The sequence below is a fragment of the Deltaproteobacteria bacterium genome (assembly GCA_020845895.1).
GTDB lineage: Bacteria > Lernaellota > Lernaellaia > JACKCT01 > JACKCT01 > JADLEX01.
Window position 1 is genome coordinate 1 of record JADLEX010000117.1, and the last position, 25,136, is coordinate 25,136.

Here is a 25,136-nt window from a genome sequence, read left to right on the forward strand (position 1 = left end):
ACTCGGCGTTTCGGTCGAGGACGTGACGGCGTTCGTGCTCGGCGGCCATGGCGACACCATGGTGCCGCTGACGCGATTCTCGTCGGTCGGCGGCATCCCCGTCGAGGCGCTGATTTCCAAGGACCGGCTCGAAGCCATCGTGACGCGCACGCGAAACGCCGGGGCTGAAGTCGTGGCTCTGCTCAAGACCGGCAGCGCGTTTTATTCGCCGGCGGCGAGCGCCGTGCAGATGGCCGAGGCGATTCTCAAGGATAAGAAGCGGGTACTGCCCTGCGCGGCGCTGCTCAAGGGCGAGTACGGATACACCGACCTGTTCATCGGCGTGCCGTGTCTGCTCGGAGCTGGCGGGCTCGAAAAGGTCTTCGAGATCGAACTCACGGCCGAGGAAAAGAAAGCGCTCGACCACAGCGCGGACGCGGTTCGCGAACTGGTCGCAGTGCTCAAGCTCTCGTAATTCCTCGCATAATCAGCCGAGATCGAATCGCGGGGGGCCTGCCGGGTCCCCCGCTTTCGTGTGGTCCTGACGATTGTCGAAAAATTCGCCAATTGCCCCTTGTCGGGAGCGGTTTTTGTGATAAAAGGACGCGGGCGCCGCGTCGCGCGGCTCCGCTTCGTGCCCGATCTTCCGTTTTTCTTCTTTGCTCCGATGCGTTTGCGCCCGGCGGCGACTTGCGCATGATTTGGAGGAGTCCATGAATCACCCGATGCGAATCGACAGTCGAAGGAAACTCTTGGGGGCTTTGGGGGCCGCCACGGTCTTGATGACCGTGTTGCTGCTGTCCGCGCCCGCCGCATGGGCGGGGGAAGCGGATCTGGTCATTCCGGATCTGAACTCGGTGACGTTTCTCGGAGTGACCGGGCACAACCTGCTGCTCGGCGGTCTCGTCATCTGCGTCCTCGGCATTCTGTTCGGTCTCGTGCAGTCGGCCCAGATCAAGCGGCTGCCGGTGCACCGCTCGATGCTCGAAATCTCTGAGCTGATCTACGAAACCTGCAAGACCTACCTGATCACGCAGGGCAAGTTCATCGCCATCCTGTGGGCGTTTATCGCGACGATCATGATCGTCTACTTCGGCCCCTTGCGGCACTACGACTTCAATCAGGTCGCCATCATCGTCCTGTTCTCCATCGTCGGCATCCTCGGCAGCTACTCCGTGGCGTGGTTCGGCATCCGGATCAACACCTACGCCAACTCGCGCACGGCCTTCGCGGGCCTTCGCGGCAAGCCCTTTCCCACCATGGAAATCCCGCTCAAGGCCGGCATGAGCATCGGCATGCTGCTGATCAGCGTCGAACTCGTCATGATGCTGTTCATCCTGCTGTTCGTCCCCGGCGACTACGCGGGCATGTGCTTCATCGGCTTCGCGATCGGCGAGTCGCTCGGCGCGGCCGCGCTGCGTATCGCGGGCGGCATCTTCACGAAGATCGCCGACATCGGCTCCGACCTGATGAAGATCGTCTTCAAGATCAAAGAAGACGACGTACGTAATCCGGGCGTCATCGCGGACTGCACCGGCGACAACGCGGGCGACTCGGTCGGCCCGACCGCCGACGGTTCCGAAACCTACGGCGTCACCGGCGTCGCCTTGATCACCTTCATTCTGCTGGCCGTCAAGGATCCCACCGTGCAGATCCAGTTGCTCGTGTGGATCTTCGTCATGCGCATCGGCATGATCGTGACCAGCGCGCGGTCCTACGGCATCAACGGATCGATCGCCAAGGGCAAGTTCGGCAACGCGTCGAAGTTCGATTTCGAAAAACCCCTGACGTCGCTCGTGTGGCTGACCTCGGGCATTTCGATCGTCGCCACGTACATCCTGTCCGTTCTGCTGATTCCGTCGCTGGGACCGGCAGCCGACTACACTCTGTGGTGGAAGCTCGCCACGATCATCACGTGCGGAACGCTGGCCGGCGCGATCATCACCGAACTGGTCAAAGTCTTCACCTCGGTCAACTCGGGCCACGTGCGCGAGGTTCTCGACGCATCCCGCGAGGGCGGTGCGTCGCTCAACATCCTGTCGGGTCTCGTGGCCGGTAACTTCAGCGCCTACTGGATGGGCACGGCGATCATCATCCTCATGGCCATCGCCTACGCCGTCAGCCTGCTCGGTCTCGGCGAGATCATGCACGCCCCGGCGATCTTCGCGTTCGGCCTCGTGGCGTTCGGTTTCCTGGGCATGGGCCCGGTCACCATCGCCGTCGACAGCTACGGTCCCGTGACCGACAACGCGCAGTCCGTCTACGAATTGTCCACCATCGAGACGATCCCGAACGTCTCCCAGGAAATCGAGCGCGACTTCGGGTTCAAGCCGAATTTCGAAGAAGCCAAGATGTACCTGGAGGAGAACGACGGCGCGGGAAACACCTTCAAGGCGACGGCGAAGCCGGTGCTCATCGGCACCGCAGTCGTCGGCTCGACCACGCTGATCTTCTCCATCATCCAGCTTCTCAGCGAGAAGTTCGGAGAAGCGTCCGTCGCGGAGGGTCTTTCGATCCTCAATCCGATGTTCCTGCTCGGACTCGTCACGGGCGGCGCGATCATCTACTGGTTCTCGGGCGCGTCGATCCAGGCGGTTTCGACCGGCGCGTATCGCGCGGTCGAGTTCATCAAGCGCAACATCAAACTCGAAGGCGGTGGAGAGAGGGCGTCGGTCGAGGACAGCAAAAAGGTCGTTCAGATCTGCACGAAATACGCGCAGCGGGGCATGTTCAACATCTTCCTCGCGGTGTTCTTCAGCACCCTCGCGTTCGCCTGCCTGAACCACTACTACTTCATCGGCTACCTGATCTCGATCGCGATCTTCGGCCTGTACCAGGCGATCTTCATGGCCAACGCCGGCGGCGCCTGGGACAACGCCAAGAAACTGGTCGAGACCGAGCTCAACATGAAGGGGACCGAGCTGCACGCGGCCACGGTCGTGGGCGACACGGTCGGCGATCCGTTCAAGGACACCTCGTCGGTGGCCATGAACCCGATCATCAAGTTCACCACGCTGTTCGGCCTGCTGGCGGTCGAGTTGGCCATCACGCTCGACCCCACGGTCAGTCACATCCTCTCCGCGATCTTCTACGCGGTGTCGGTCGTGTTCGTGTGGCGCTCCTTCTACCGGATGCGCATCGAGACGGGTCGCGACGCGGCCTGATCGAATCCAAACTCCGACTTTCCTCGAAACCGGCGCCCTCGCGGCGCCGGTTTCTTTGGATACGGAGCCCGAGCTTCCGACTTGCTTTACACCGCGACGCCGCCTGTGCTAATTACCCGCCGGAATTCAAGACGAAGACATCGATGAGGAGTTTCGAGAGATGTCCATCACCACCATCGAGAAGCAGGAGATCGTGACGAAATTCCGCTCGCACGAAGCGGACACGGGCTCCCCCGAGGTGCAGATCGCGCTGCTGTCGGCACGCATCACCCACCTGACCGAGCATTTCAAGACCCACAAGAAAGACCATCACTCCCGGCGCGGCCTTCTGAAAATCGTCAGCCAGCGGCGTTCCCTTCTGAACTACCTGAAGAAGAAGGACGTCGGCCGCTACAAGAAGGTCATCGGCGAACTCGGGATCCGCAAGTAAACACACGCCCGCTCGCGAACGCGGCCCACGCCCCGGCCTGTTGCCGGCGGTGCGGGTCGCCGTCCGCGTTTCGGCGCGAAGGAGAAGTCCATGTCCGTTTTCAAACTCGAAGAAGATTTTCACGGTTCGACCATATCCATCGAAACCGGCCGCGTCGCCCGCCAGGCGCACGGCTCCATTCTGCTGACCTGCGGCGATACGATCGTCCTGGCGACCGCCGCCGTCTCTCCGTCCCCTCGCGAAGGCGTGGATTTTCTTCCGCTCACCTGCGACTACCTGGAGAAGACCTGGGCCGCCGGCAAGATCCCGGGGGGATTCTTCAAGCGCGAGGGTCGTCCGACCGAGCGTGAAGTGCTCGTGAGTCGCATGGTCGATCGTCCACTGCGCCCGCTGTTCCCCGAGGGCTTTCATCACGAACTTCAGGTCGTGGTGTCGGTCATCTCCAAGGACGAGGTGCATCCGGCGGACGTGCTCGCGATCACGGCGGCCTCGGCGGCGGTGAACCTGTCCAAGATTCCGTTCGGCGGCCCGCTGGCCGGCGTGCGCGTCGGTCGCGTCAACGGTCAGTTCATTTGCAACCCCACGCACGAACAGATCGACGCCGGCGATCTGGAGATGATTGTCGTCGGCACCGAGGACGCGGTCGTGATGGTCGAGGGCGGATCGAATTTCCTGCCCGAAAAAGAGATCGTCGACGCCATCATCTTCGGTCATAAGGCGATGCAGCCGTTGATCGCCCTGCAAAAGAGCCTGCGCGATGCGGCGGGCGTTCCCAAGATGGAGCATACGCCCCCGGCGCTCGACGCCGGTCTCGTGGCCGCGGTCGAGTCGATCGCGCTGCCGGCCCTGCGCGACGCGCTGAACACCAAGGTGAAGGCGGAGCGTTACGACAAACTCGCCCAGGTCAAGAAAGACCTTCAGGCAAAGATCGCCGAAGGGAAGACGCCCGAGACGGCCCCCAATCCCAAGACCGTGTCGGCGGTGTGGGAAGACCTGAAATATCGCGAAATGCGTCGGCAGATTTTGGAAGAAAAGCGCCGGGTCGACGGCCGCGACTACAAGGAAATCCGCGACATCAACTGCGAGGTCGGATTCCTGCCGCGCCCGCACGGCAGCGCGCTCTTCACCCGCGGCGAAACGCAGGCCCTGGTGGCCGTGACGCTCGGCACGCGTTCCGACGAGCAGAAGATCGAGGGCTTGTATCTCGAAGAGTGGCGGCGCTTCATGCTCCACTACAACTTCCCTCCGTTTTCGGTGGGCGAGGTCCGGCCCCTGCGTTCACCGGGCCGACGCGAAATCGGCCACGGCGCGCTCGCACGGCGCGGGCTCGAAAACATCCTGCCCACGAACGAGGACTTTCCGTACACGATTCGCATCGTCTCCGACATCCTCGAGTCGAACGGCTCGTCGTCGATGGCGACGGTGTGCGGCTCGTCGCTCGCGCTCATGCACGCCGGCGTGCCGGTGACCAAGCCGGTCGCGGGCATCGCGATGGGCCTCGTCAAGGAAGGCGAATCCTACGCGGTGCTTTCCGACATCCTCGGCGACGAGGATCACCTCGGCGATATGGACTTCAAGGTCGTCGGCAGCGCCGAGGGCGTCTCCGCCGTGCAGATGGACATCAAGATCTCGGGCATCGATGAGGACATCCTGCGTCAGGCCATGGAGCAGGCGCGGACCGGTCGGTTGCACATCCTCGGGATCATGAACCAGACCATGTCGCAGCCCGCGGCGGACCTTTCCAAATACGCGCCGCGCATCACCACGGTTCAGATCCCCATCGAGCGCATCAAGGATCTCATCGGCCCGGGCGGCAAGACGATCCGCGCGATCATCGAGAAGACCGGCGTCAAGATCGACGTCGAGGACGACGGCCGCGTGCTGGTCTCCAGCCCGAATCAGGACGCCGCGCGCGAAGCGATCGGGCTCGTGCGTGCGTACACGTCCGAGGCCGAGGTCGGCAAATACTACATGGGGCGCGTCGTGCGGATCACCGACTTCGGCGCGTTTGTCGAGATCATGCCCGGCCAGGACGGTCTCGTGCACATCTCGCACATGGCCGAAGAGCGTATCCGCTCGGTGCGTGACGTGGTGAAGGAAGGCGACGAGATCCTCGTCAAGGTGCTCGAGATCGACCGCCAGGGCCGCATCCGGCTTTCGCGCAAGGAAGCCATGGACGTCAAACCTGAGGACGTGCTCGAGTGAGCGGCGACCCCGTTCGGATCCTCGTGAAACGATTGCCGGGAGCGGAGGACATTCCGCTCCCGTCTTACATGACGCACGGCTCGGCGGGCATGGACGTGCGCGCGTGCGTCGATGGGGTGTTCGTGCTCGCGCCGGGTGAGCGCGCCGCCGTGCCGACGGGCCTGACGATCGCGGTTCCCGAAGGTTTCGAGGTGCAGGTCCGGCCACGCAGCGGGCTTGCGCTGAAAAACGGCGTCACCTGCCTCAACACGCCGGGAACGATCGACTCCGATTATCGCGGAGAGGTGCGCGTGATCCTCGCGAATCTCGGCGCGGACGCCTTCGAAATCCGTCGCGGCGATCGCATCGCGCAACTCGTGGTGGCCGCCGTCGCGCGCGCCGAACTGGAATCGGTCGAGGAATTACCCGTCTCGGATCGCGGAGAGGGCGGGTTCGGCCACACCGGGCATCGTTAGAAGACGGTCGCGCATTGACCGCGTCGCCCGCTCCCATGCATGATGCCGTCATGCGTATTCCGATCCTGCTTTTGTGTCTTGTACTTGCCGTCGCGGCGTGCGGAAAAGGGGACGACGCCCCTCCGCCCCCGCCGGGCCAGATCGTCGCGGATCCCGACGTCATCCGCTACGAAACGGTTAATCAGGGCGTGACGGTTCACGGTTCGTCCACGATCCGCAACACGGGTCAGACGACGCTGCTGCTCGGACCGATCCAGGTTTCGTGCCCGTGCACCAACGCGAGCGTCGAGCAGACGTATCTCCAGCCCGGCGAAGAGACGCGGCTCGAACTCACCTTCGATACGGCCAGCAATCCCGGCTCCGCGCGGCAATACATCACGGTCATGACCGATGATCCGCGAACGCCGCCGGCACTGATCCGTCTTGAAGGCACCGTCATGCCCGAACTTGTGATTTCGCCCGAGTTGCACCGGCTGGAATACGCCGAGCGAAACGACAAGACCTACACGGTTTCCAGCGAAATCCGAAACGCCCGCGCCGAACCGAAGCGCATCACGGCGGTCAAGTCGACGGGTGACGGCATCCTCGAGGCGCGAATCGAGGCCATGGAACTGCCCGCGACGATTGGGCCGAACGGATCGGTGAAGCTCGTCATCACGGCGAAATCGCCGAAGCGAAACGAACCGATTCGCGGACGGGTCTACGTGGAGACCGACACCGGGGTTATCAAATCCTACGCGGTGCTCGTCATGCAGGATGCGCAGCCGCTGGGCAGCGAAGAGGTCCCCGCCCCGGTGACCGCGCCGACGCCTCCGCCCCGCGAAGTCGCGCCGCAGTAACGCCCGTCGTGCGGACGAAGGGCGCCAGGCGGTCGGGCGGCTGGTGGAAACGACGGTTCGGACGGCCAAAATGAGCGTGAGCGATCCCCAATCGCGAAAGCGTTCGCAGCCCGATTCGGCGTGGCGCGAAACGAAACGCGCGAATATTTCCGGCGTCCTGTAACCTCTTGCACATACAACCGGCCCCGGTTCGGATTTATAATCGCACCCGTTGAGAGAAGAGCCGGTTATGGCTCGGGAAGATGCAATTGCTCACAGTCGCACACAGTGCGTGCTGAAATGATTGGCGAAGTCGAATGGGTTCCCCGGTAAAGGAAAAACCGTTCTCGTACCGCTACGAAGCGTTCGGCGGAATCATCCAGCTCGAGCATCCGCAGGCGTTGCTCTATGTTGACCGCGAGTTCATGCGGCGCCTCGGTTACGCGGAAAGTCCACTCTGGACCGATCGCGTCTCGACCGAGTCGCTGTTGTCCGCGCCGACCGAGGTGCAGCTCTCGTTGACCAACCGCTGCGGCGCGGGTTGCCGCCACTGTCACGCGGACAGTCGACCGGGCGACGGACCGGGCCGCGAGCTCGGGCGCGACGGCATGATCGCCGTGCTCGGCGAACTCGCCCGCATGCGCGTGTTCCATGTCACACTCGGCGGCGGCGAGAGCACCGAGTTGCCGTGGCTCTTCGAAATCGCGCATCTGGCCCGGGGGATGGGCGTCAATCCCAGTTTGACGACCAACGGATTCTTCGTGACCGAAGACAACGTCGTCGAATTCAACATCTTCGACCGCGTCAACGTCAGCCTCGACGGCGTGGGCGACCGATACGGCACGCACCGTGGCGTGAGCGGTTACGACCGGGCGGTCTCCGCATTGCGTTTGCTTCGCGACGAGGACATCCCCGTCGGGATTCACTGCGTTGTCTCGCGGGACAACTTCGATCACATCGACGAGGTGTTCCACCTCGGCCGCGAAATCGGCGTGCAGCAGCTCGAACTTCTCCGGTACAAACCGGCGGGAAGGGCGGGACGCGATCTGCTCGATTACCTGCGCCACGATCTCACCGATGAACAGGCATGGGACTTCTTCCCGCGCGTGATGCGCCTGGCGCAGGATCACCAGACGCCGCTCGCGCTCGACTGCTCGTTTACCCCGTATCTCTACGCGCACGGACCCGACCCGAAGTTGATGGAACGGTACGGCGTGACCGGATGCCTGGGCGGCAACACGCTGTGCGGGGTCACGGCCGACGGCTTGGTGTCCGCGTGCCCGTTCTCGTCGTCCGAGGGCCGCTCCATCGATGACATGCACGACTGGTGGGGATCGGAGGACACGTTCTTTTCGTATCGCCACTGGATGGACGCCGCTCCCGAGCCGTGTCGAAGCTGCGACTACCTCTCCGTGTGCCGGGGCGGCTGCCACGCGGTCTCGAAATTCGTCTTCGGCGATGTTTACAGCCCGGATCCGGGTTGCCCGCTCGTCCGCCGTCACTACGCGCATTCCGGCCTGCACCGGGCGGTCGCGGCGGATTAGTCCCCCGGCGGCATCGTCCATTCCCACGTCAGCAGGGCGAAGTACGGCGGCGAATACAGCAGCGCGAACGCGACCAACGCCGCGGGCGCGGCGAACGAAAGCAGGATCGCGTACATCGTCAGCGCCGCGAGAAATCTCGGAAACACCTCCACCAGACTGATCCCAAAATGTCGGCGCGATCGCCACGCGACGATGGCGAAACCCGTCGCGATGACCGCTGCGCCGACGAGGACGATCGGATCGGGAATCGGCGTCCACGAGATTCCCTTGAGCCCCGCGCGCCACGTGATCTGTAAGAGCAGGTGCGTGGAGATGAGCGCGACGAGCGGCATCGCGAAGACGCGCCGACCGGAGAGGAATTCCAGCGCGGCCAGTGCGCCCAGCGCGAAAAATGCCCACCCGAGCATGCCGATCACGGGAACGCCGAAGATGCCGCGGCCTTCCCAGAACCAGAGCCCCGCGTTGGTGCAGACGGTCTCGATGAGAGACGCCTCGACGCCGACCAGCGCCGCGCCCGCGACCACGCCGCGCGCGCCGCGAAGCCCGAGGCGGCGAACGAACTCGCGCGCGTGAATGATGACGAGCGGCCAGATCAGCACGATCGCAATCGGCACATACCCAATGAACGCGTGCCAGTCGGGGCTGTACCGATAGAACCGGTAGACGGCGATGGCGCTGTGTTCGGCGGCCCAGGCGGAAATCGCCACGAGCGCATAGGTGCGCGCGTATTCGCGGTCGCCGATCACGGACCGCATCCAGCGCCACGAAACGAGACCGATCGCGACGAGCGCACACTCCACGGCGAGCGGAACGGACCACGCGAAGGGCCAGCGCACGGGCAGCCCGACGATCACCCAGAACACCCAGATGAAATTCATCGCGGCGAAGGTCCACGTGATGGCGACGACGTCGGCCTGCGTGAAACCCCGCCGCCGCCCCCGCACGAAGAGGGCGAGCTGCAACGCCGGGGCTGCGATGAGCACGAACTCCTGCAGATCGAAGAGCCGCGTGCACGCCCCGACGAGGATGCAAGCCGCGGACACGAGGTTGAGGACGATCACGATGCGCGAGGCGACGGTCTCGCCGTGGACGACGGGATAGGTGGCGATCCCAGCGCGGCGGTCGCCGTCCAGATCACGAAGGTCGTAGATGATCTCGAAGCCGACTTCGAGCGCGGCGAGGAATCCGGCTATCAGACCGATGTAGGCGACGCCGACGCCGTCGCGAAGCGCGAGCGAAGAGAGCGGGTAGGCAAACAGCGTCAGCAGAAAGCCGACGCACGAGGCGGTGTTCTTGAAGAAGTAGACTTCCTTCAGGCGGAAGCGACGTCCGCGTCGGCGAAGGATCGGGAAATTGTAAACGAGACCGAGCAGGTGATAGGCGAGCCGCGGCCAGATCAGAGCCGGCATCCAGAAGAGGTGAACCGCGAATCCCGCGACGTAGAGCGCGATCGCGGCCAAGAGGATGGTCCGGGCGTTTTGCCGGGCGAAATCCGCGCCCGTCACCCGGTTGGCGACATCCTCGGTTTGATCGACGACGCGGTTGACGATGTTGACGAGGAACCAGTCGATGGCGACGACGAGCGCGAAGGCGGGATGGAACGCGCCCGTGAGCATCTTGCCGAAGACCAGCGACCCGCCGGCCGCGATCAGCACGATGTGGAAGCGCGAGACGTGGTAGAGGTTTCGGAGCACGATCTTTCCGGGTTTGAATAATGCGAATCGCCGACAGCGGATTACCACGCCGCAACGGTCTTCGTCACGGGGATTCGTCACCCGGCGCGGTCAGCATCCGCGCAAAGTCGTCATAGACCGACGACGCGAGCCCCAGCGCGCCGCTGACGGCGCACACCTCGGCCGCGAAGCGGGATGCGAGGTGCAGGGCGCCTGGCCAATTCAGACGCCTCATCATTCCCGCGATCACCACGGCGGCGAACGCGTCACCCGCGCCCACGGCGTCCACCCAAGCGCGGGGGGCGGTCGCTTCAACGTGATGAACCGTGTCGCTCGTCACGACATCCGCGCCGCGTTCGCCGCGCGTCATGATGATCGCTTCGCAGCCCCATTCGCTGCGCTGCCGCGCGGCGGTCTCGGTCCCCGAGTCGCCCCACAGGATCGTCGCTTCGTCCTCGTTGAGCTTGACCCAACGGGCATCCCGCGCGAGGGCGATCACCGCGTCGCGTTTCCACCACGGCGAGCGCAGATTCACGTCGAGAAAACGATTCACGGTGTGATCTTCCGTCAGCGCGGCAAACGCGTCGCGAGAGGACTCCGAACGCAGCGCGAGCGAGCCGTGATAGACGAGCCCGGGAGACCCGATCACCGCCGATCGGACCAGGACCGCATCGATGTGATCCCACGCGCGGTCGGGCACGATCTCGAACGTCGGCTGACCGTGATCGAGACGCACCCGCACCTCGCCGGTGGGATGCACCGGATCGATCTGCACGCCCGCCGTGTCCATTCCCCAAGAACGCATGGCGGCGAGCGCCGCACGGCCGCGCTCGTCGTCTCCCACGCGCGAAATCATGAGCGGATCGAGGCCGAATCCGCGCAGGTGGCGGGCGACGTTGAACGGCGCGCCGCCGAGCACCGCGTGGCCGTCTGGGAATACGTCGTAAAGAAGCTCGCCGAAGACGACGGGACGCGTCATGATCGGACTTCCAGCGCGCGCGTCGCGCGAAGCATGCCGAGGGCGTAGAGCGACGTGCCGCAGCCCCAATCGGGCGAGAGGTAACCGGCGGTCGGCTCATCGCGGCCTGTGTGCCCGTAGTTTTCGACGATCGCGCCGCGGTCCGAAGCGCGAAATCGCGCTATGTTGCCGGGAGCGATGCGGGCGTTGTCCTCGATCAGCATGAGCGAATAACACGCGCGCAGCGCCGCGAGGGCGCGCGCGCGAAACTCGTCGTCTCCGGTCGCTCGGAACAAATCCGCGAGCAGCGGGACGAAGAGCCCCTGACGGGCGTCGGAGAGTTCGGCATCGGTGTTCATGCACGCGAATCCGCCGAATGCCTCGTAACGCAGTCGTGGGATGTTGTGCGGCTGCTGAAACAGGCACAGGCGCGCCGCGAGGGTTCGCGCAAGGCGAAGGCCCTCCGGCCATGCGTCGGCGAGATCCAATGCGGCGCGGGCCGCCCAATAGATCGACATCGTGTTCGCGGCGCGCGTGCCGGTACGCGGATCGACCCCGGCGGGACGCCCCGCGCACGACAGGGCGAGCTCGAAGTCGTTCCAGTCGTCGGTCGGTAGGATCTCGCGCTCGATATGCCGAAGCGCATCGATCGCCGCGTCGCGCCAGCGCGGATCGGCGTCGAATTTCGCGAATCGGGCGAGGAATAGGGCAGGCGCGGCGGACGCGGCCGATGCGCGCAGAAACGGATCGGCGATCCAACCCGTCGCGGTTCGGCGCACCCACGACGGAAACGTCGCGCCCTCGCGCACGCGAACCAGGAACTCGGCGATCTCGCGGCAACGCCTGGCGATGCGTGCGTCGGCGCAAACGTGCTCGTGCCATTCGAGCAGATGAAAGCCGGTGACGGCCATGTCGGGCAGGTGGTACGCGTCGGCAATCATCTCAAAGGCTCGTGTGCCGCGCAGCCAGCGCGGCGGCTCGCCGAGCAGCGCGACCGAGGGCGACGCGCCGTCCTCGAGCGGCGCCAAGAGTGCGAGTTCGACCATGGCCCCGGCGCGCCGCTCGGTTTCGGCGTCGCCGACTGACCGGGCGCAAAGCGCCGCGCCGAGCGCCGTGCGGACCTGATTGAACCACACACCGAAGGTCGCGATCGGCGCGACGGCCATGCGGCCCGAATGCAGGAGCGATGTGAGAAGCCGGTAGCCGTTCGGTCGCGTGAACATGTGCTTCTGCACGGCGGCCATGACGCCGAGCAATCTTTTCTGATGTCTCAGAAACCGGTCGAACTCGACGCGTGTCATCACGCGCGGCGACCGCTTTGCCGTCAGCGTCTGCGTCGTCATGCCCGCGACGCGGGCCGGGCCGCGATCCCACTCGCGGTAGAGATCGTCGCGGAAAATCCGGTCCATGGCCGCATGCGCGAAGCGGTCGTACGCGGCGTCCGTCTCCAAGGGGACATCGATCGACGTGCGCGTCGCCCAGATCAACGTCGCCGCGCGTTCGTAGGCGTCTTCGAGCGAACAATCCGGCCACGCGGCGACGAGATGTGTCCAGGAGATGTCGCCGGCGGGAAGGCGGGCCGACGTCGCGCGCGCAAAGAACACATGGCCGCGCGTCGACACATCTCCGACGCCATGCCGGATCGTCAGACCGCGCCCGTCACGATCCAGATCGACATAGCTCGCGATTTCGGGCGGCGCGCATGGGAGAATCGGGGCGAACATCGCGCAGCCCCGTTCGGTTTCGACGAGCACCGCCCCGTGGCGAAAGACGTGGTCGGCGATGACGTCGCCGGGCCGGGGAAGGAAATACGGCGTCGCCATTCGGGTGATCGCGGCGTTCCAGCGCCAACCGAATTCGAGGTGACGGGCGGAGGAACCCCGGCGTTCGCGAGACGCGACCACGACGCGCAGCGCGCCATCGCCGAACGATTCGCAGGACCGGACGATGCCCGTGCCGACGCGCTCCGGCGCGCACTCGATCCCGACGACGGCGAGCGGCGCGGCGGGAGAGGGCGTGAAGTGGTGCGCAAGATCCGGCATGGATGACGTGAACCCGGGTCGGGTTAAGGGCGGGTTCGCCGCCGCGGCCCTGTCAGGGTTTTGGAATTTCTCGCAGCGAGAAGGACATCCGCACCGTCACCGCATTTACCGCCACGTTCGGTGCGGCCGGGCGAGCCTCGGCGGTGACATTGACCGAGCCTTCCTTCATGCAGTGACGTTTCGTGTCGTAAAGAAACGTCCCCGCGCCGTCCCCGTGAAAATCGAGCCGCTGGTCCAGATCCCTCGGCAGATTCAGCGTCGATTTCGCCTTGTTCAGCAGCTTCGCGACGATGCTCGAGTCGATCCGCAGTGTGGCGATCCCAGCATCGCTCATCGACTCGACCTTCATTAAGGGGCCGAACTCGTCGTTCTCCAGATCCATCATGTAGCCAGCGGGCTTGTACGATTCGCCGACCTGGATCTTCTCGATCGGCATGACGGCCTGCGTGAGCATGAGGTGCGGCTCGACGAGAGCCTGCTGGAGCTGCTGCTCGGTGCGGGCGATGACCGCGTCGCGTCCGGGACCGGCGGGAAACGCGGCCGGGTCGGCGCGCAGCTTCAACACTCGTCCGCCGCGCGACGAACGCACGTCGATGGGGTGCTGGCCGAAGGCGCGCAGAATCTTGACCTCCGGGCCTTCATCGGACTGTTGCAACAGCGCGGTGCCGAAGATGTTTTGCACGCCTTCGCGGTTGGTGGCGGTGACGCGGTAGTCGAGCGGCGTGAACCGCATTTCGACCTCGTTCTCGCCGACGGATACGATCTCCTGCCGGTACTTCAGCACCTCGCGCAGGTTGAGATTGAACTGAAAGATCGACAGGCCGACGGCCCGGGTCTGTTCATAATAGAACGTCGCCGGTGCGGATGGGTCGTAGGCGACGGTCTTCGCGCACGCGGCGCAGGCGATCACGGCAATCAGGCCGGCGAGCTGGATCGAGCGCACAATACGGGACATTCGAGGACTCCCCGGGCAAGGCAAAAAGGTGTTGCGCCGTCGCGTATTTGACCCTACGTTATGGGCCCCCTTGGGGACGTGTCAACCGACGCACGACCTCTCACCACGGATGAAAACATGGACGCGACCATCATCGGTTTGCGGCAGTGCGGTAAGACCACGCTGCTCGAAGCGCTCGCGGGAGCCGAAACCCCCGGCTCGGGAATCGCCACGGTGCGTGTGCGCGACGATCGGGTCGATGCGCTGACGAAGATCTTCAATCCGAAGCGCACGGTGTACGGCGAGATTCGGGTGCGCGAGGCCGCGTGGCCGGGCACCGGCGAGTCGGCCCGCAAGAGCGCGATGGAGCAGTACATCAACGCGATTCGCGGTTCGCGGCTCTTTCTGCACGTGGTGGCCGCCGCACGCACGCCGCTCATGACCGAGGAACCGAATCCGGCGCGCGATCTGAATCAGCTCGACGGCGAAATGATGTTCGCCGATCTGCTGGCGATCGACCGCATCCTGGAACGCTCGAAAAAAGCCCCGATCGATGGAAACCTGAAGGATCTGCTCGAACGGCTGAAGACGGAACTCGAATCCGAAAAGCCGCTGTGGACCCTCGGTCTTTCCGACGCGGAAAAAACCGCGCTGGCGGGATTCAACCTCATCACCGTCACGCCGCAGCTTGTCATCGTCAACACGGCGGAAGGGGTTGGCGAAATCGACTCCGCGGTGTTCGGCGTGCGGCTGCGCGGTCGTCACGTCGCGGCGATTTCGCTGCCCGTCGCCCGCGAGGTGAGCCTGCTGCCGACCCTGGAGCAGGACACCTTCGCGCGCGAGATGGGGCTCGACGGGCCCGCCGCGCCGAAGCTGTCGCGCGAGGCGTTCGCGCAGCTCGACCTCATCAGTTTCTTCACTGTCGGCGATGACGAGTGCCGCGCCTGGCCGATCACGCGCGGCACCGAGGCGCGTGCCGCGGCGGGCGTGATCCACTCGGACATCGAACGGGGTTTCATCCGCGCCGAGGTTGTGGCCTACGGCGAATTCATGGCGCGCAAAACGCTCAAGGCCTGCCGGGACGACGGCGTGCTGCGTCTCGAAGGCAAGACTTACGTGGTCGCCGACGGCGACATCATAAACTTCCGTTTCAACGTCTAAATCCGAGCCGAAGCCGTCACGCTTCGTCGAATGCCTTGGCGGCGACGTCGAACAGGCGCACGGCCTCATTCGAATCAAGGCGAAGCGGGGCGTTGGGAACGGCCCACGGGGCCATAGGTGCGGATCTCGCCGCGACCGCATCCAGATCCGTCGCCACCCACCCACGTTTGACCGCGCCGCCGCGACCCGCGTCGAGGCAAGTCCCGAGTGGTTTCGCCGCCGCAAAAAGTTCGAACCATGAAATCGCCCGGCGAAACGACGCGTTGGTCCACACGGTGTCGCCGCCGATAGACGGCACGGGATCGAGGTACGTGCGTTCGGGCGCTGATGCGGCATGAAACGCGCCGTCCGCGTGCGTTCGCCCGCCGGAAAAGGCGAGATCCATTCCGAGCAGCACGAGCTGCGACGCGCCGAGAACATCGGCGAGCGCGGTCGCCGTGGTTCCGACGATTCCCCCCGAAGCCACGCGGCCGATTCGCCACAGATCGTCGAGCGCCTGCGCGACGGGGTCGAGATCGGGCAGGGCGGCCACGCGCGGCGCGGGCCAGTGTGCGGGCACGTCGGGATGCACCGAGGGCAGATAGACGAGCGGCGGCGCGGCGGTGAAGCCGTCGCACTGGCGGGCGTTCGCGTCGTAGGGGTCCACCGAGACCGCGAGATCGGCGCGGATCCCCGCCACCTCCAGCACCTCGACCGCCGCATCGACCGCGATGATTCGGACGCGATCACGAATTGCGCGCAGCTCTTCCACACCGACCGACAGCGACGGGCCCGCGCCGACGATGATCGCGGGCTCGTTTTTCCAGGCGCCGGCTAGCAGGCGGACGGGTGTGTCGGTGGCGAGGAGCGCGACGTTCGCGCGGAAATTCGCACGGATCTTCGCGCGGGACTCCGCCCCGACGCGACCGTACGTTGCGAGGTGATCGGCGAGGCGACGCGTCGGGAGCGCGTCCGCATCGCAGAAGCGCAGCTCGGCGTCGTCGGTCAGGATGCTTCCGTTCCCGGCGGCAAAAACCTCGTCCAGCGCCGCAAGCCCGCAGGCGTCGCCTCGCACGAACTCGACCCGTGGGTCGTCCAGAACCGCGTCGAACATTCCCTCGTCGAGCGCGGCCCGAAAAACGGACGCGTTCACGACGACGCCCACGACGCGCCGGGCGTCGAACTCGGCCAGCAGCGCGACGAGTCGATGCCCCGCGCCGACGCCGAACAGCACGACCGGCGAGGCGGGGCGTTCGCCGAGGCGCGAGCGAATGACATCCCACGCCTCGCGCTGGGGATCGCGCGGGCTGAACAGGGTCACGGCGCGCCCGGCGTCGTCGATCAGCCGGATTGTTCGCCCGCCGGAAATCCGTATCCACGCCGCGGGCGGCGTCGAGTCCACGACATCGGCCAGAGCGGGCCAACGTCGTCGCAGGATTGCCGGTGCGCGGCTGGGCATGCGGGCAACATAGCAGAAATGCGGCGTTCGGTATCGGCCGCGCCCGGTTGCCGGGGTGCGGGCGACATTCTCCATCGCCCCCCTGTTCGGGGCGTTCGGATTTCCGCATACTGAGTCGCCGATCGGGTTGGGCGGATCGGCGTTTCGAGAATCGAAAACGAATGGGAGTGCGGAAGATGGGGGAAAAGCCGAATCCGTACGAGGCGTTCCGGTCCGCTGTCGACGGAAAGAACATCCTCGTCACGGGAGGAACCGGTACCGTCGGCTACGAATTGATCAAGGCGCTGCTCTCGCTTTCACCCGGCGTCGTGCGCGTCTTTTCGCGGGACGAACAAAAGCAGTTCTACCTGCGCGAGGAATTCCGCCACTTCGAGAAACAGGTCCGGTTCCTGATCGGCGACGTCCGCGATCGACCGCGTCTCGACCGCGCGCTCGAAAATGTCGACATCGTCTTCCACCTCGCCGCACTCAAACACGTCGAGAGCTGCGAGTACAACCCCTTCGAGGCGATCAAGACCAACATCAACGGCACGCAGCATCTCATCGACGCCGCGTTGATGCACGACATCGAGACGGTCATCTTCACCAGCAGCGACAAGGCGGTGAATCCGTCGAACGCCATGGGCGCGAGCAAGCTGATGGCCGAAAAGCTCATGGTCGCGGGCAATTTTCACAAAGGTCGTAAACGCACGCGGTTTTGCTCGGTGCGTTTCGGGAATGTGCTGGGCAGCTCGGGATCGGTCATTCCGACCTTCGTGAATCGCATCCGCCTGGGACTGCCGATCGAGATCACGCACCGCGACATGACGCGATTCGTCATCAGCTTTCGCGAGGCGAACGAATTGTTGCTCACAACCCTGCGCGACGGCGTCGGCGGCGAGATCTTCGTGCGCAAAATGCCGGTCGTGCGCATCTTCGATTTGGCCGAGGTTCTGATTGCCGAAACCGCGAAGATGTACGACCTCTCGCCGGTCCCCACGCGCGAGATTGGTGTGCGGGCGGGCGAAAAGCTCTACGAGGAGCTCGTCACCGAAGAGGAATCGGCCCGCACGTTCGATATCGGAGACTATCTTGTCATCCTGCCGCAACTCGGCGGGGCGTGGCCCGAACCGGCCGATGCGACGCCGCTTCACATCGGGTCGTATTCCAGCCGTTCCGAAGACGCGGTGAGCGCCGCGGACGTTCTGAAGATCCTCGAGTCGGACGGCACATTGCGAAATCCCAATCTGCTCCACGGCGTCCGCGCAACGCAGCCGCTCCAGCCCGGGGACCTGTTCGCCGGAGATTTCATGGAGTCCGTGAATGCCGGGTAGTCGCATTCTCGTCACCGGCGGCGCGGGTTTCATCGGCCGGTGGGTGGTGGCCGAATTGCTGGGGCGAACCGAGCCGGAGCACGGGGTCGTCGTTCTCGACAACCTTTCCAACGGCTCGCCGGAGAATCTGGAGGAGTTCCGCGACCATCCGCGATTCGTCGAGTTCGTCCAGGGCGACATCCGGGACACGGCGACGATGCGCGCGTTGTTCGCGCGGCACGAATTCTCCACGGTGTTTCATCTCGCCGCTCGGATCAACGTTCAGGATTCGATCGACAATCCGCGCGACGTCTTCGACGCCGACGTGGCGGGCACGTTCGAGTTGCTCGAACTGTGCCGCGAATTCAGCGCCCGATTCGTCTTCACCAGCACGTGCATGGTGTACGACCGGTGCATTTCGCCGGACGGAATCCGCGAGTCGGACCCGGTGAAACCGGCATCGCCCTACGCCGGCGCCAAGCTCGCGGGCGAAGACTTGGCGCTGTCGTATTTCCACGCATACGGTTTGCCGGTTGTGGTGCTGCGCCCGTTCAATACCTACGGACCGTTTCAGAAGTCGTCGGGCGAGGGCGGCGTGATCGCCATCTTTTGCAAAGCCGCCCTCGGTGGGAGCGAACTACGCATCTATGGCGACGGGACGCAGACGCGGGACTTCCTGTACGTCGAGGATTGCGCACGGTTCATCGTTCTGGCGGGATTCGATCCGAGGGCTGAGGGACGCGTACTGAACGCCGGGAGCGGCGCCGACGTGACGATCAACGAACTTGCGGACCTCGTCTCCGCCGGCCGTGCGTCGATCGTTCACGTTCCGCATATCCATCCGCAAAGCGAGATCATGAAGCTGCGTTGCGACGCGTCATTCGTGCGTTCGCTGCTCGGGTTCACACCGTGCGTGGATTTGGCCGAGGGGATCGTGCGGACATCCGAATGGATCGCCGCACGCCTCGCGAGAACTTCATGACGACGGGTCCCCACGCTTCGGCCGGATACATGCGCGATTGGGACGAACTGCCGATTCCCCTCGCGGTGACGGACCGTGAGTTTCGCGTCTTGGCGTCGAATGGCGCATGGAAGTCGGCCGGCGTGACCCCGGACGGTCTCGTGACGCGATTTCCACTTCCCGGCGAAGGGCAAGCAAAGGGCGGGTATCTCCTTGTCGGTTCCCTCGAGACGAGCGGCGCCGAGGTGACGCACGCCCAATCGCAATCCGAAAAAATGGCGGCGCTCGCCATGCTCGCGGGCGGGATCGCGCATGAATTCAACAACCTGATGGGCGGGCTTCTCGGTTACGCGCAGCTCGCGGAAAAAACGGGCGAGACGGCGGACTACCGACGGGCTATCCAGGCCGTCTATCAATCGGCCACGAGGGCCCGGGACGTCGTCGGCGCGATGCTCGGATTCGTGGGACGACCCATGGATCGGTCGGACCCGACGACATTGACCGAAGTCGTGACGCCGATCCTGACGATGGTCGAGGCCGGGCTGCGTAACGAGAATATCGAGGTCGACACACGGATCGACGACGCGGGCGAGATCGTGCTCGATGTCGGACGCGCACAGCAGGTGCTGCTCAATCTTGTCATCCACGCGCGGGCGCGGTTGCGGGACGCGGGTGGCGGCGTCGTGTCGGTCGCCGCCCGGGTGGAGGGTCGATTCGCCCTGATTCGAGTGGCGGATTCCCTGTCCGCGGAACCGAACGGCGCGGCGGCGAGAAGCATTTCGCTGGCGACGGGCCGGGCCGTGCTGCGGGAGATCGGCGGGGACATTCGGGAACACCAGGACGGTGCAAGGCTTTCGTTCGAGATGTTGTGTCCGGTTGGTCCGGCGGGAGACGCGGCGACGATCGATCCCGATCAGGAATTCGCTGGGGAGTCGGAGCCCGGAGGCCGGATCCTGGTGGTTGACGACGAAAGCATGGTGCGGGATCTTCTGGCGCACGTGCTCGGAATGCACGGGTACGAGACGCAAACAGCCTCGACGGGATTCTCCGGCGTGGAAAAAGCGCGCCATCTGGCGCCGGAACTCGTGAGTGTGGATGCGCAGATGCCGGGAATGTCGGGAATCGAAACCTGTGCGGCGATTCGGAAAGAGATTCCGAACTGCGCATTTCTCATGGTGACGGGCGCCGTCGGCGATGAACTGGAACGAATCGCCGGTTCCGCGGGCGGGCAAGGAATCGAAATCATCGCCAAACCTTTTGAAATCGAGGCCGTGTTGGGGCATGTGCGGCGGTTGGTCGCGCTCGTCCGGGCGGCTTCGCGGGAGATGTCATGAAATTGTACGTGGATGATCGTTTGCTGGGCGAGGCCGGCGGGGACACGCCGCTCAATCTCGACACCATTCTGGACCGACTTCAGGATCAGGGGCAGGTTCCCGAGGATCGGATCATCATCGCGGTTCAGGTGGACAACCGACGGATCGACCCGGCGGTGGACGAAATCGGGCTCATGTCCGTCCTGCCCAACGACACGAAGATTTTTCGCGTGGTCACCGAGTCGGTGGCCGTGCTCCTGCGGGACGCGCTGGAGGACGGACGCGCCGCCTTCGAGGTGATCGCGAAGGCCAGCGTCGATGCCGTGAAGAAATTGCGGGGCGGCAATATGCCCGATGCCCTGAAATTCTTCGGGAAATTGATGGAACGCATCCAGTCCACGATGGAGTACTGGACCGAACTTCGCGGTCAGCTCGAAGCCTATAACCCGAAATTTCGCTTCGAACCGGTCGAGGAACTGCTCGAGAAGTTTCGAAAGTGCCTCGGCGCCGCCGTCGGGTTTCAGCAGGACGGGGACTGGGTCATGCTCGCCGATACCGTGGAATATGAGTTCGTCGAGATTTTCGAGCAGTTTCAGAAACTTGTGGGCGGTTTTGCGAACGAGATAACCGACGGTTCTGGTTGAAATTTGGCCGGAAATCGCGAAAATTCCCCGCCGGTCCCTTTAGAAATCTCTCCAAACCGCCGATGTAGAGACTGACGAACCGAATCCACGGAAGGACGGCGGATTGTCCATCAGCGCGGTCAGCATCAACAGCCTCCTGAGCCGGTATCATCGGGCGCTCGCCCGTTCCGAACCGCGTTCAGGGTCGAGTGGCGCCGCCCAACGGGCCGACCGCGTGGAAATCAGCTCTGAAGGACGCGAAGCCGGGTTGTCGGATCGCATCGGAGAAGCGGCCGTTCGCGCCCTTCGCGAACAGTCCGTCGACGAACTGATCAAAAAGTCGCGCTGACGATCGGCGTCGGTCGCCGTTATGTTGATGCTTACAGATGGATTGAGCCGGGAGGCTTGACGTATGACCGAACAGACGGAACCCAAACGGGCTCTGGTCGCGGACGACGAGGATGTTTTTTGCAAACTCCTCGCCAAGACCCTGAGTCTCGACGGGTTTCAGGTCGATACCGCAAACGACGGCATGGAGGCGATCGAGCTGCTCGACCGCCATCGCTACGCCGTCATTTTGACCGACCTGATGATGCCGCGGGCCGGCGGGCTCGAGGTGCTTCGCGCCGCGCGTCGTACCGACCCCGACGTGGCCGTGATCCTTGTGACGGGGTACGCGTCGCTCGATTCCGCGCTCGCCGCCATCAAGGAAGGGGCGTACGACTACATCACCAAGCCATTTCAGCTCGAGGAGATTCGGCTGACCGTCTCCAACGCGCTTGAGCGTCGTCGCTTGGTCGATGAAAACAAGTCGCTGCTCGAAAGCCTCGAAAAAGCCTACCGGCAAATCGACGACCTGATGAAGCGGCAGGTGTCAGCCGCCAGCGAGGTCGACCGCGAACTCGCGGCGCGGCAGAAGGAGATTTTCGACAAGATCCAAAGCGTGCGCACGCTGCGCGGAGCCACGGCTCCGATTCTCGCGACCGGCGAACTTCAAAAAAAAAATGAGGCTGAGCTGACCGACAGGCTCGAAGCCGTTTCCTCCACCCTGAATCGACAATTCGTTCGATCGGATGCGGGCTCTTCTCGTTCCAAAGCCGTCGGGTCGTAAATCATGAAAATCGATGGGGCCAAACCCCGGTCTCGGATTCTGATTTTGGAAGACGAGGTCCCCATCCGCAATGCGCTCGCGCGCTATCTCGAACAGATCGGTTATGAAGTCGAGACCGCGGAAAACGGTCGCGTCGGACTTGAAACGCTCCGCGCGGGTCGATTCGATCTGGCGATCTCCGACATCATGATGCCCGACATGGGCGGCATCGCGTTTCTCGAAAAAGCCAAGTCGGAGCGCCCCGATCTCGACGTCGTCATGGTGACGGGCTACGGCGACACGTCGATCGCCGTGGACGCCATGAAAAACGGCGCCTCGGACTTTGTCACGAAACCGTTCCAGTTCGATTACCTCGAAAGCATCGTCCGCAGATTGGTGGAGCGTCGGGAGAGTCGCGCCGGCCGTCCCCGGGACGTGGATGTCGAGCACCTCGAAGGCCGGCTGCGCGACAAGGTGCGCGAACTGTCGACCCTCTACTCGATCAACGAATCGCTCGACGAGGTCGAAGGCGTCGAGCCGGTTTTTACGCGCATGGCGCGACTCGCCGCGCAGTCGTGCGACGCCCGATCGGCGTCGGCGTACCTCTGGGAAGCCGATACGCGCACGCTTGTGCTGCATTCCGTGTATCCTTCGGGCGCGGTGTCCGCCCGAGTCCCCCGAGTCCGGGCACCGGGCGTGTTCGTCGATCTGATGCGCAAGCCGCACGATCCCAAACGGTTTTCGGACCCGATGGGTTTGGCGATGCTCGAAACCCTCCTCGTCACTCCGGAGCGTCCGCCGTCCTCCGCCGTTCTCGCTCCGTTGTTCGTGCGTGGCGAGGCGTTCGGTGTCCTGTGCGTCGAGGGGAAATTCGGCGATGCGTCCTTCGGGGAGCCGGATCTCGGGTTCGTCCGGACGATCCTGAAAAAAGCGGCCGTGATGATCGAACGGGCCGCGCTCTACGACACCATTCAGTCAAACCTCGTATCGACGTTGACCTCGCTCGTGCGCACGCTCGAGGCGAAGGACACCTACACGCGCTTTCACTCCGACCGGGTCACGAACCTCGCGATGCTGGTCGGGCGCGAGATGGGCGTTTCGCAGGCGGACCTCGAAGTTCTGCGTTTCGCGGGTCTTCTGCACGACATCGGCAAGATCGGCGTGTCCGACGCCATCCTGCAAAAAAAGGGCTCTCTGACGCCGGAGGAATTCGAGGCGATCAAGGCGCATCCCATCATCGGGGAGCGCATTCTCGAACCGCTCGGCATGTTGCCCGACGAACGTGCGATCATCCGCCATCATCACGAGCGCTGGGACGGGCGCGGATATCCCGACGGCCTGGCGGGCAAGGACATCCCGTTTCTGGCGCGGGTGCTCACGCTCGCGGACTCGTACGACGCCATGACCTCCGATCGTGTTTATCGCCTCGGGCTCAAGCACGATGTGGCGCTCGGAGAGGTGGTGCGTTACGCGGGCCGTCAATTCGATCCGAACGTCGTCGCGGCGTTCGAGTCGCTCTGCCGTCGTCACGCGCACGATCTCCTCGAACGGATGAACGCGGGGCTCGACAAGGAATCGATCCTCACGCAGCGGCTTCGCGCGGCGTCATAAGACCGCGCAACCCCGGATCCCGCCGGTCGAACCGTTCAGGAATTATTTTCCACGCTTTCGCCGGGCGCATACCGGAGGACCGTGACGTTTTCGAGCGTCACGAGACCCTCGCCCATCAGGGCGTCGAGGCGCGGCAGGACGCGGTCGATGTTTTCTCGGCTGTCGACGACCTCGATCACGATCGGCAGATCCTGCGAGAGGCGAAGCAGGTGCCCGGTGTGCAGGTGGCTCTTCGCTCCGAAGCCCAGGATCCCGCGCAGCACCGTCGCGCCGGCGATTTTTTCTTTGCGCAGCAATTCGACGATTTCCAGGCAGAGCGACTTGCGACCCGCACGGTCGTCCTCGCCGATGAAGATGCGCATCAACGTCTGTGTCCCGGTCAGCCGCCTCAACGTGCGAGTTTCGGTCATCTCCCGCCTCCCAAAAGGAATCGTGACAGGTGAACCGCCGCCGCGCAGGCCATCAGGCACAGCACGACGTTGAGACCGACATTCGCGCCCGCGCGCCACCAGTCGCCGTCCTCGAGGTATTTCCACGTTTCATAGCTGAAGGTCGAAAACGTCGTGAACGCGCCGATGAATCCGATCCCGATCGCCGATCGCCATTCTGCGGAAATCCACGTGCTGCCGAGGCTGATTTCCATGATGGCGCCGAGCAGGAAAGACCCCAGCACGTTGACCGCCAGCGTGCCGTGGGCGAACGACGTTCCGAAGATCCGATAGACCGCACCGCTCATCGCGTAGCGTCCGATCGCGCCCAAGGCGCCGAATCCCCCAATCAGGAGCCAGATGCGCATCGCGTCCTTCCCGCCAATGGTAAATATTCGGGGTGTTCACCCCCTCGTACGGACGACCGGCGACTCGATCGCACCGACTCCCGCCGCGGTTCCGAAGCCGCGAGCGGGCATGCTCGTGTGCGTCATGCGCGGTGTCAACACACTTTCCACTTGCACGAACGGTCGCAAGTTCCTACACTGACGTTGTTGCGAATGCATTGACGCGGGATGATCGGCGAGCGGGTCAACACGTATTGGAATTTGACCTGAGGGGTACGCCATGAAGGAACCATCGGTGTTGATCGTCGAGGACGACGAGGTCGCTGCGGAGATCCTTCAGCAATTCGTGCATCATCATCGTCCGCAGGCGCGCGTGGAGTGGTGCTGGAACGGATACGAAGCCCTCGTCCGGGTGCAGGATTTCCAGCCCGATCTGATTCTGCTTGATTACATGATGCCCAAACTCGACGGTCGCGAGTTCATCTCGACCCTCAGGACGCTCGACACCTGCCGGGGTTGCCACATCGCCGTGATCTCGGCGTACGTCGATCGGATCAACGAGAAGGGATTTCTCGATCTTGGCGCGCAGGAAGTGCTGTCGAAACCGGTTAACTCGTCGCAGATCGCGGCGTTGCTCGACCGCGTCGCCGCCGAACGCAAGCCGACCTGA

Annotated in this window: 23 protein-coding genes; 16 read left to right on the top strand and 7 right to left on the bottom strand. The window is 64.2% G+C overall.

All coding sequences use genetic code 11. The annotated features are described in order from the left end of the window. The 7 genes from IT350_15925 to IT350_15955 all read left to right on the top strand — a co-directional run. The coding region (locus IT350_15925) for a malate dehydrogenase (protein MCC6159539.1) at window positions 1-454 on the top strand (454 nt) is incomplete at its 5' end. A gap of 238 nt (window positions 455-692) precedes the next feature. Then, window positions 693-3,143 carry a sodium-translocating pyrophosphatase gene (locus tag IT350_15930; protein MCC6159540.1) on the top strand — a complete coding sequence of 817 codons (2,451 nt, stop codon included), beginning with the start codon at window positions 693-695 and terminating at the stop codon, window positions 3,141-3,143. Between the two features lie 160 nt (window positions 3,144-3,303). After that, window positions 3,304-3,573 carry a 30S ribosomal protein S15 gene (gene rpsO / locus IT350_15935; GenBank protein ID MCC6159541.1) on the top strand — a complete coding sequence of 90 codons (270 nt, stop codon included), beginning with the start codon at window positions 3,304-3,306 and terminating at the stop codon, window positions 3,571-3,573. A 90-nt stretch (window positions 3,574-3,663) separates the two neighbouring features. Beyond that, entirely contained in the window at window positions 3,664-5,778 is a 2,115-nt protein-coding gene (gene pnp, locus IT350_15940) for a polyribonucleotide nucleotidyltransferase (protein ID MCC6159542.1), read from the top strand. Continuing rightward, window positions 5,775-6,233 carry a dUTP diphosphatase gene (dut, locus tag IT350_15945; GenBank protein ID MCC6159543.1) on the top strand — a complete coding sequence of 153 codons (459 nt, stop codon included), beginning with the start codon at window positions 5,775-5,777 and terminating at the stop codon, window positions 6,231-6,233. The genes pnp and dut overlap by 4 nt, the downstream gene beginning before the upstream one ends. A 50-nt stretch (window positions 6,234-6,283) precedes the next feature. Next, window positions 6,284-7,072 carry a DUF1573 domain-containing protein gene (locus IT350_15950; protein MCC6159544.1) on the top strand — a complete coding sequence of 263 codons (789 nt, stop codon included), beginning with the start codon at window positions 6,284-6,286 and terminating at the stop codon, window positions 7,070-7,072. Between the two features lie 296 nt (window positions 7,073-7,368). Then, entirely contained in the window at window positions 7,369-8,595 is a 1,227-nt protein-coding gene (locus IT350_15955) for a radical SAM protein (protein ID MCC6159545.1), read from the top strand. On the opposite strand, the gene IT350_15960 is transcribed toward IT350_15955, so the two are convergent. The 4 genes from IT350_15960 to IT350_15975 all read right to left on the bottom strand — a co-directional run bounded on the left by IT350_15960 (window position 8,592) and on the right by IT350_15975 (window position 14,223). Continuing rightward, window positions 8,592-10,289 carry a UbiA family prenyltransferase gene (locus tag IT350_15960; GenBank protein MCC6159546.1) on the bottom strand — a complete coding sequence of 566 codons (1,698 nt, stop codon included), beginning with the start codon at window positions 10,287-10,289 and terminating at the stop codon, window positions 8,592-8,594. The two genes, IT350_15955 and IT350_15960, sit on opposite strands and share 4 nt — an antisense overlap. A gap of 64 nt (window positions 10,290-10,353) precedes the next feature. Next, window positions 10,354-11,247, bottom strand: a complete 894-nt coding sequence (locus IT350_15965) for a carbohydrate kinase (protein ID MCC6159547.1) — start codon at window positions 11,245-11,247, stop codon at window positions 10,354-10,356. Then, entirely contained in the window at window positions 11,244-13,268 is a 2,025-nt protein-coding gene (locus tag IT350_15970; GenBank protein ID MCC6159548.1) for a hypothetical protein, read from the bottom strand. The genes IT350_15965 and IT350_15970 overlap by 4 nt, the downstream gene beginning before the upstream one ends. A 52-nt stretch (window positions 13,269-13,320) precedes the next feature. Beyond that, complete coding sequence (locus IT350_15975) at window positions 13,321-14,223, bottom strand: hypothetical protein (protein MCC6159549.1); 903 nt, start codon at window positions 14,221-14,223, stop codon at window positions 13,321-13,323. 117 nt (window positions 14,224-14,340) lie between these two features. Here IT350_15975 and ychF point away from each other — a divergent pair, with 117 nt between their 5' ends. Continuing rightward, complete coding sequence (ychF, locus tag IT350_15980) at window positions 14,341-15,363, top strand: redox-regulated ATPase YchF (protein ID MCC6159550.1); 1,023 nt, start codon at window positions 14,341-14,343, stop codon at window positions 15,361-15,363. A 16-nt stretch (window positions 15,364-15,379) separates the two neighbouring features. On the opposite strand, the gene IT350_15985 is transcribed toward ychF, so the two are convergent. Then, window positions 15,380-16,801, bottom strand: coding sequence for a DUF115 domain-containing protein (locus IT350_15985; GenBank protein ID MCC6159551.1), 1,422 nt, complete (start codon window positions 16,799-16,801; stop codon window positions 15,380-15,382). Window positions 16,802-16,977: 176 nt separating this feature from the next. Between IT350_15985 and IT350_15990 the strand changes: the two genes are divergently transcribed. From IT350_15990 to IT350_16020, 7 genes are all read left to right on the top strand, one after another. Next, window positions 16,978-18,114: an SDR family NAD(P)-dependent oxidoreductase gene (locus IT350_15990; GenBank protein MCC6159552.1), complete on the top strand. Its 1,137-nt coding sequence runs from the start codon at window positions 16,978-16,980 to the stop codon at window positions 18,112-18,114. Further along, window positions 18,104-19,075: an NAD-dependent epimerase/dehydratase family protein gene (locus tag IT350_15995; protein ID MCC6159553.1), complete on the top strand. Its 972-nt coding sequence runs from the start codon at window positions 18,104-18,106 to the stop codon at window positions 19,073-19,075. The genes IT350_15990 and IT350_15995 overlap by 11 nt, the downstream gene beginning before the upstream one ends. Next, window positions 19,072-20,388: a response regulator gene (locus tag IT350_16000; protein MCC6159554.1), complete on the top strand. Its 1,317-nt coding sequence runs from the start codon at window positions 19,072-19,074 to the stop codon at window positions 20,386-20,388. Before IT350_15995 ends, IT350_16000 begins: the two co-directional genes overlap by 4 nt. Further along, window positions 20,385-21,011, top strand: coding sequence for a hypothetical protein (locus IT350_16005; GenBank protein MCC6159555.1), 627 nt, complete (start codon window positions 20,385-20,387; stop codon window positions 21,009-21,011). Before IT350_16000 ends, IT350_16005 begins: the two co-directional genes overlap by 4 nt. Before the next feature lie 103 nt (window positions 21,012-21,114). Continuing rightward, window positions 21,115-21,339 (top strand): hypothetical protein, encoded by a 225-nt coding sequence (locus IT350_16010; GenBank protein ID MCC6159556.1) that lies wholly within the window; start codon window positions 21,115-21,117, stop codon window positions 21,337-21,339. 63 nt (window positions 21,340-21,402) lie between these two features. Then, window positions 21,403-22,101, top strand: a complete 699-nt coding sequence (locus IT350_16015; GenBank protein MCC6159557.1) for a response regulator — start codon at window positions 21,403-21,405, stop codon at window positions 22,099-22,101. Between the two features lie 3 nt (window positions 22,102-22,104). Then, a complete protein-coding gene (locus IT350_16020) occupies window positions 22,105-23,691 on the top strand; it encodes a response regulator (GenBank protein MCC6159558.1) in 1,587 nt (528 codons plus the stop codon). A 35-nt stretch (window positions 23,692-23,726) separates the two neighbouring features. Here IT350_16020 and IT350_16025 read toward each other — a convergent pair whose 3' ends face one another. Both IT350_16025 and crcB read right to left on the bottom strand, forming a co-directional pair. Then, on the bottom strand, window positions 23,727-24,083 hold the full coding sequence (locus IT350_16025; protein ID MCC6159559.1) for a DUF190 domain-containing protein: 357 nt from the start codon (window positions 24,081-24,083) through the stop codon (window positions 23,727-23,729). A gap of 14 nt (window positions 24,084-24,097) precedes the next feature. Then, window positions 24,098-24,487, bottom strand: a complete 390-nt coding sequence (gene crcB, locus IT350_16030; GenBank protein ID MCC6159560.1) for a fluoride efflux transporter CrcB — start codon at window positions 24,485-24,487, stop codon at window positions 24,098-24,100. Window positions 24,488-24,746: 259 nt separating this feature from the next. On the opposite strand from crcB, the gene IT350_16035 reads away from it, so the two are divergent. Further along, window positions 24,747-25,136: a response regulator gene (locus IT350_16035; protein ID MCC6159561.1), complete on the top strand. Its 390-nt coding sequence runs from the start codon at window positions 24,747-24,749 to the stop codon at window positions 25,134-25,136.

Coding starts and splice junctions, on each gene's coding strand:
- IT350_15930 (MCC6159540.1), top strand. CDS start 693: ATGAATCACCCGATGCGAATCGACAGTCGAAGGAAACTCTTGGGGGCT.
- rpsO (MCC6159541.1), top strand. CDS start 3,304: ATGTCCATCACCACCATCGAGAAGCAGGAGATCGTGACGAAATTCCGC.
- pnp (MCC6159542.1), top strand. CDS start 3,664: ATGTCCGTTTTCAAACTCGAAGAAGATTTTCACGGTTCGACCATATCC.
- IT350_15950 (MCC6159544.1), top strand. CDS start 6,284: ATGCGTATTCCGATCCTGCTTTTGTGTCTTGTACTTGCCGTCGCGGCG.
- IT350_15955 (MCC6159545.1), top strand. CDS start 7,369: ATGGGTTCCCCGGTAAAGGAAAAACCGTTCTCGTACCGCTACGAAGCG.
- IT350_15965 (MCC6159547.1), bottom strand. CDS start 11,247: ATGACGCGTCCCGTCGTCTTCGGCGAGCTTCTTTACGACGTATTCCCA.
- IT350_15970 (MCC6159548.1), bottom strand. CDS start 13,268: ATGCCGGATCTTGCGCACCACTTCACGCCCTCTCCCGCCGCGCCGCTC.
- IT350_15975 (MCC6159549.1), bottom strand. CDS start 14,223: ATGTCCCGTATTGTGCGCTCGATCCAGCTCGCCGGCCTGATTGCCGTG.
- ychF (MCC6159550.1), top strand. CDS start 14,341: ATGGACGCGACCATCATCGGTTTGCGGCAGTGCGGTAAGACCACGCTG.
- IT350_15985 (MCC6159551.1), bottom strand. CDS start 16,801: ATGCCCAGCCGCGCACCGGCAATCCTGCGACGACGTTGGCCCGCTCTG.
- IT350_15990 (MCC6159552.1), top strand. CDS start 16,978: ATGGGGGAAAAGCCGAATCCGTACGAGGCGTTCCGGTCCGCTGTCGAC.
- IT350_15995 (MCC6159553.1), top strand. CDS start 18,104: ATGCCGGGTAGTCGCATTCTCGTCACCGGCGGCGCGGGTTTCATCGGC.
- IT350_16000 (MCC6159554.1), top strand. CDS start 19,072: ATGACGACGGGTCCCCACGCTTCGGCCGGATACATGCGCGATTGGGAC.
- IT350_16005 (MCC6159555.1), top strand. CDS start 20,385: ATGAAATTGTACGTGGATGATCGTTTGCTGGGCGAGGCCGGCGGGGAC.
- IT350_16015 (MCC6159557.1), top strand. CDS start 21,403: ATGACCGAACAGACGGAACCCAAACGGGCTCTGGTCGCGGACGACGAG.
- IT350_16020 (MCC6159558.1), top strand. CDS start 22,105: ATGAAAATCGATGGGGCCAAACCCCGGTCTCGGATTCTGATTTTGGAA.
- crcB (MCC6159560.1), bottom strand. CDS start 24,487: ATGCGCATCTGGCTCCTGATTGGGGGATTCGGCGCCTTGGGCGCGATC.
- IT350_16035 (MCC6159561.1), top strand. CDS start 24,747: ATGAAGGAACCATCGGTGTTGATCGTCGAGGACGACGAGGTCGCTGCG.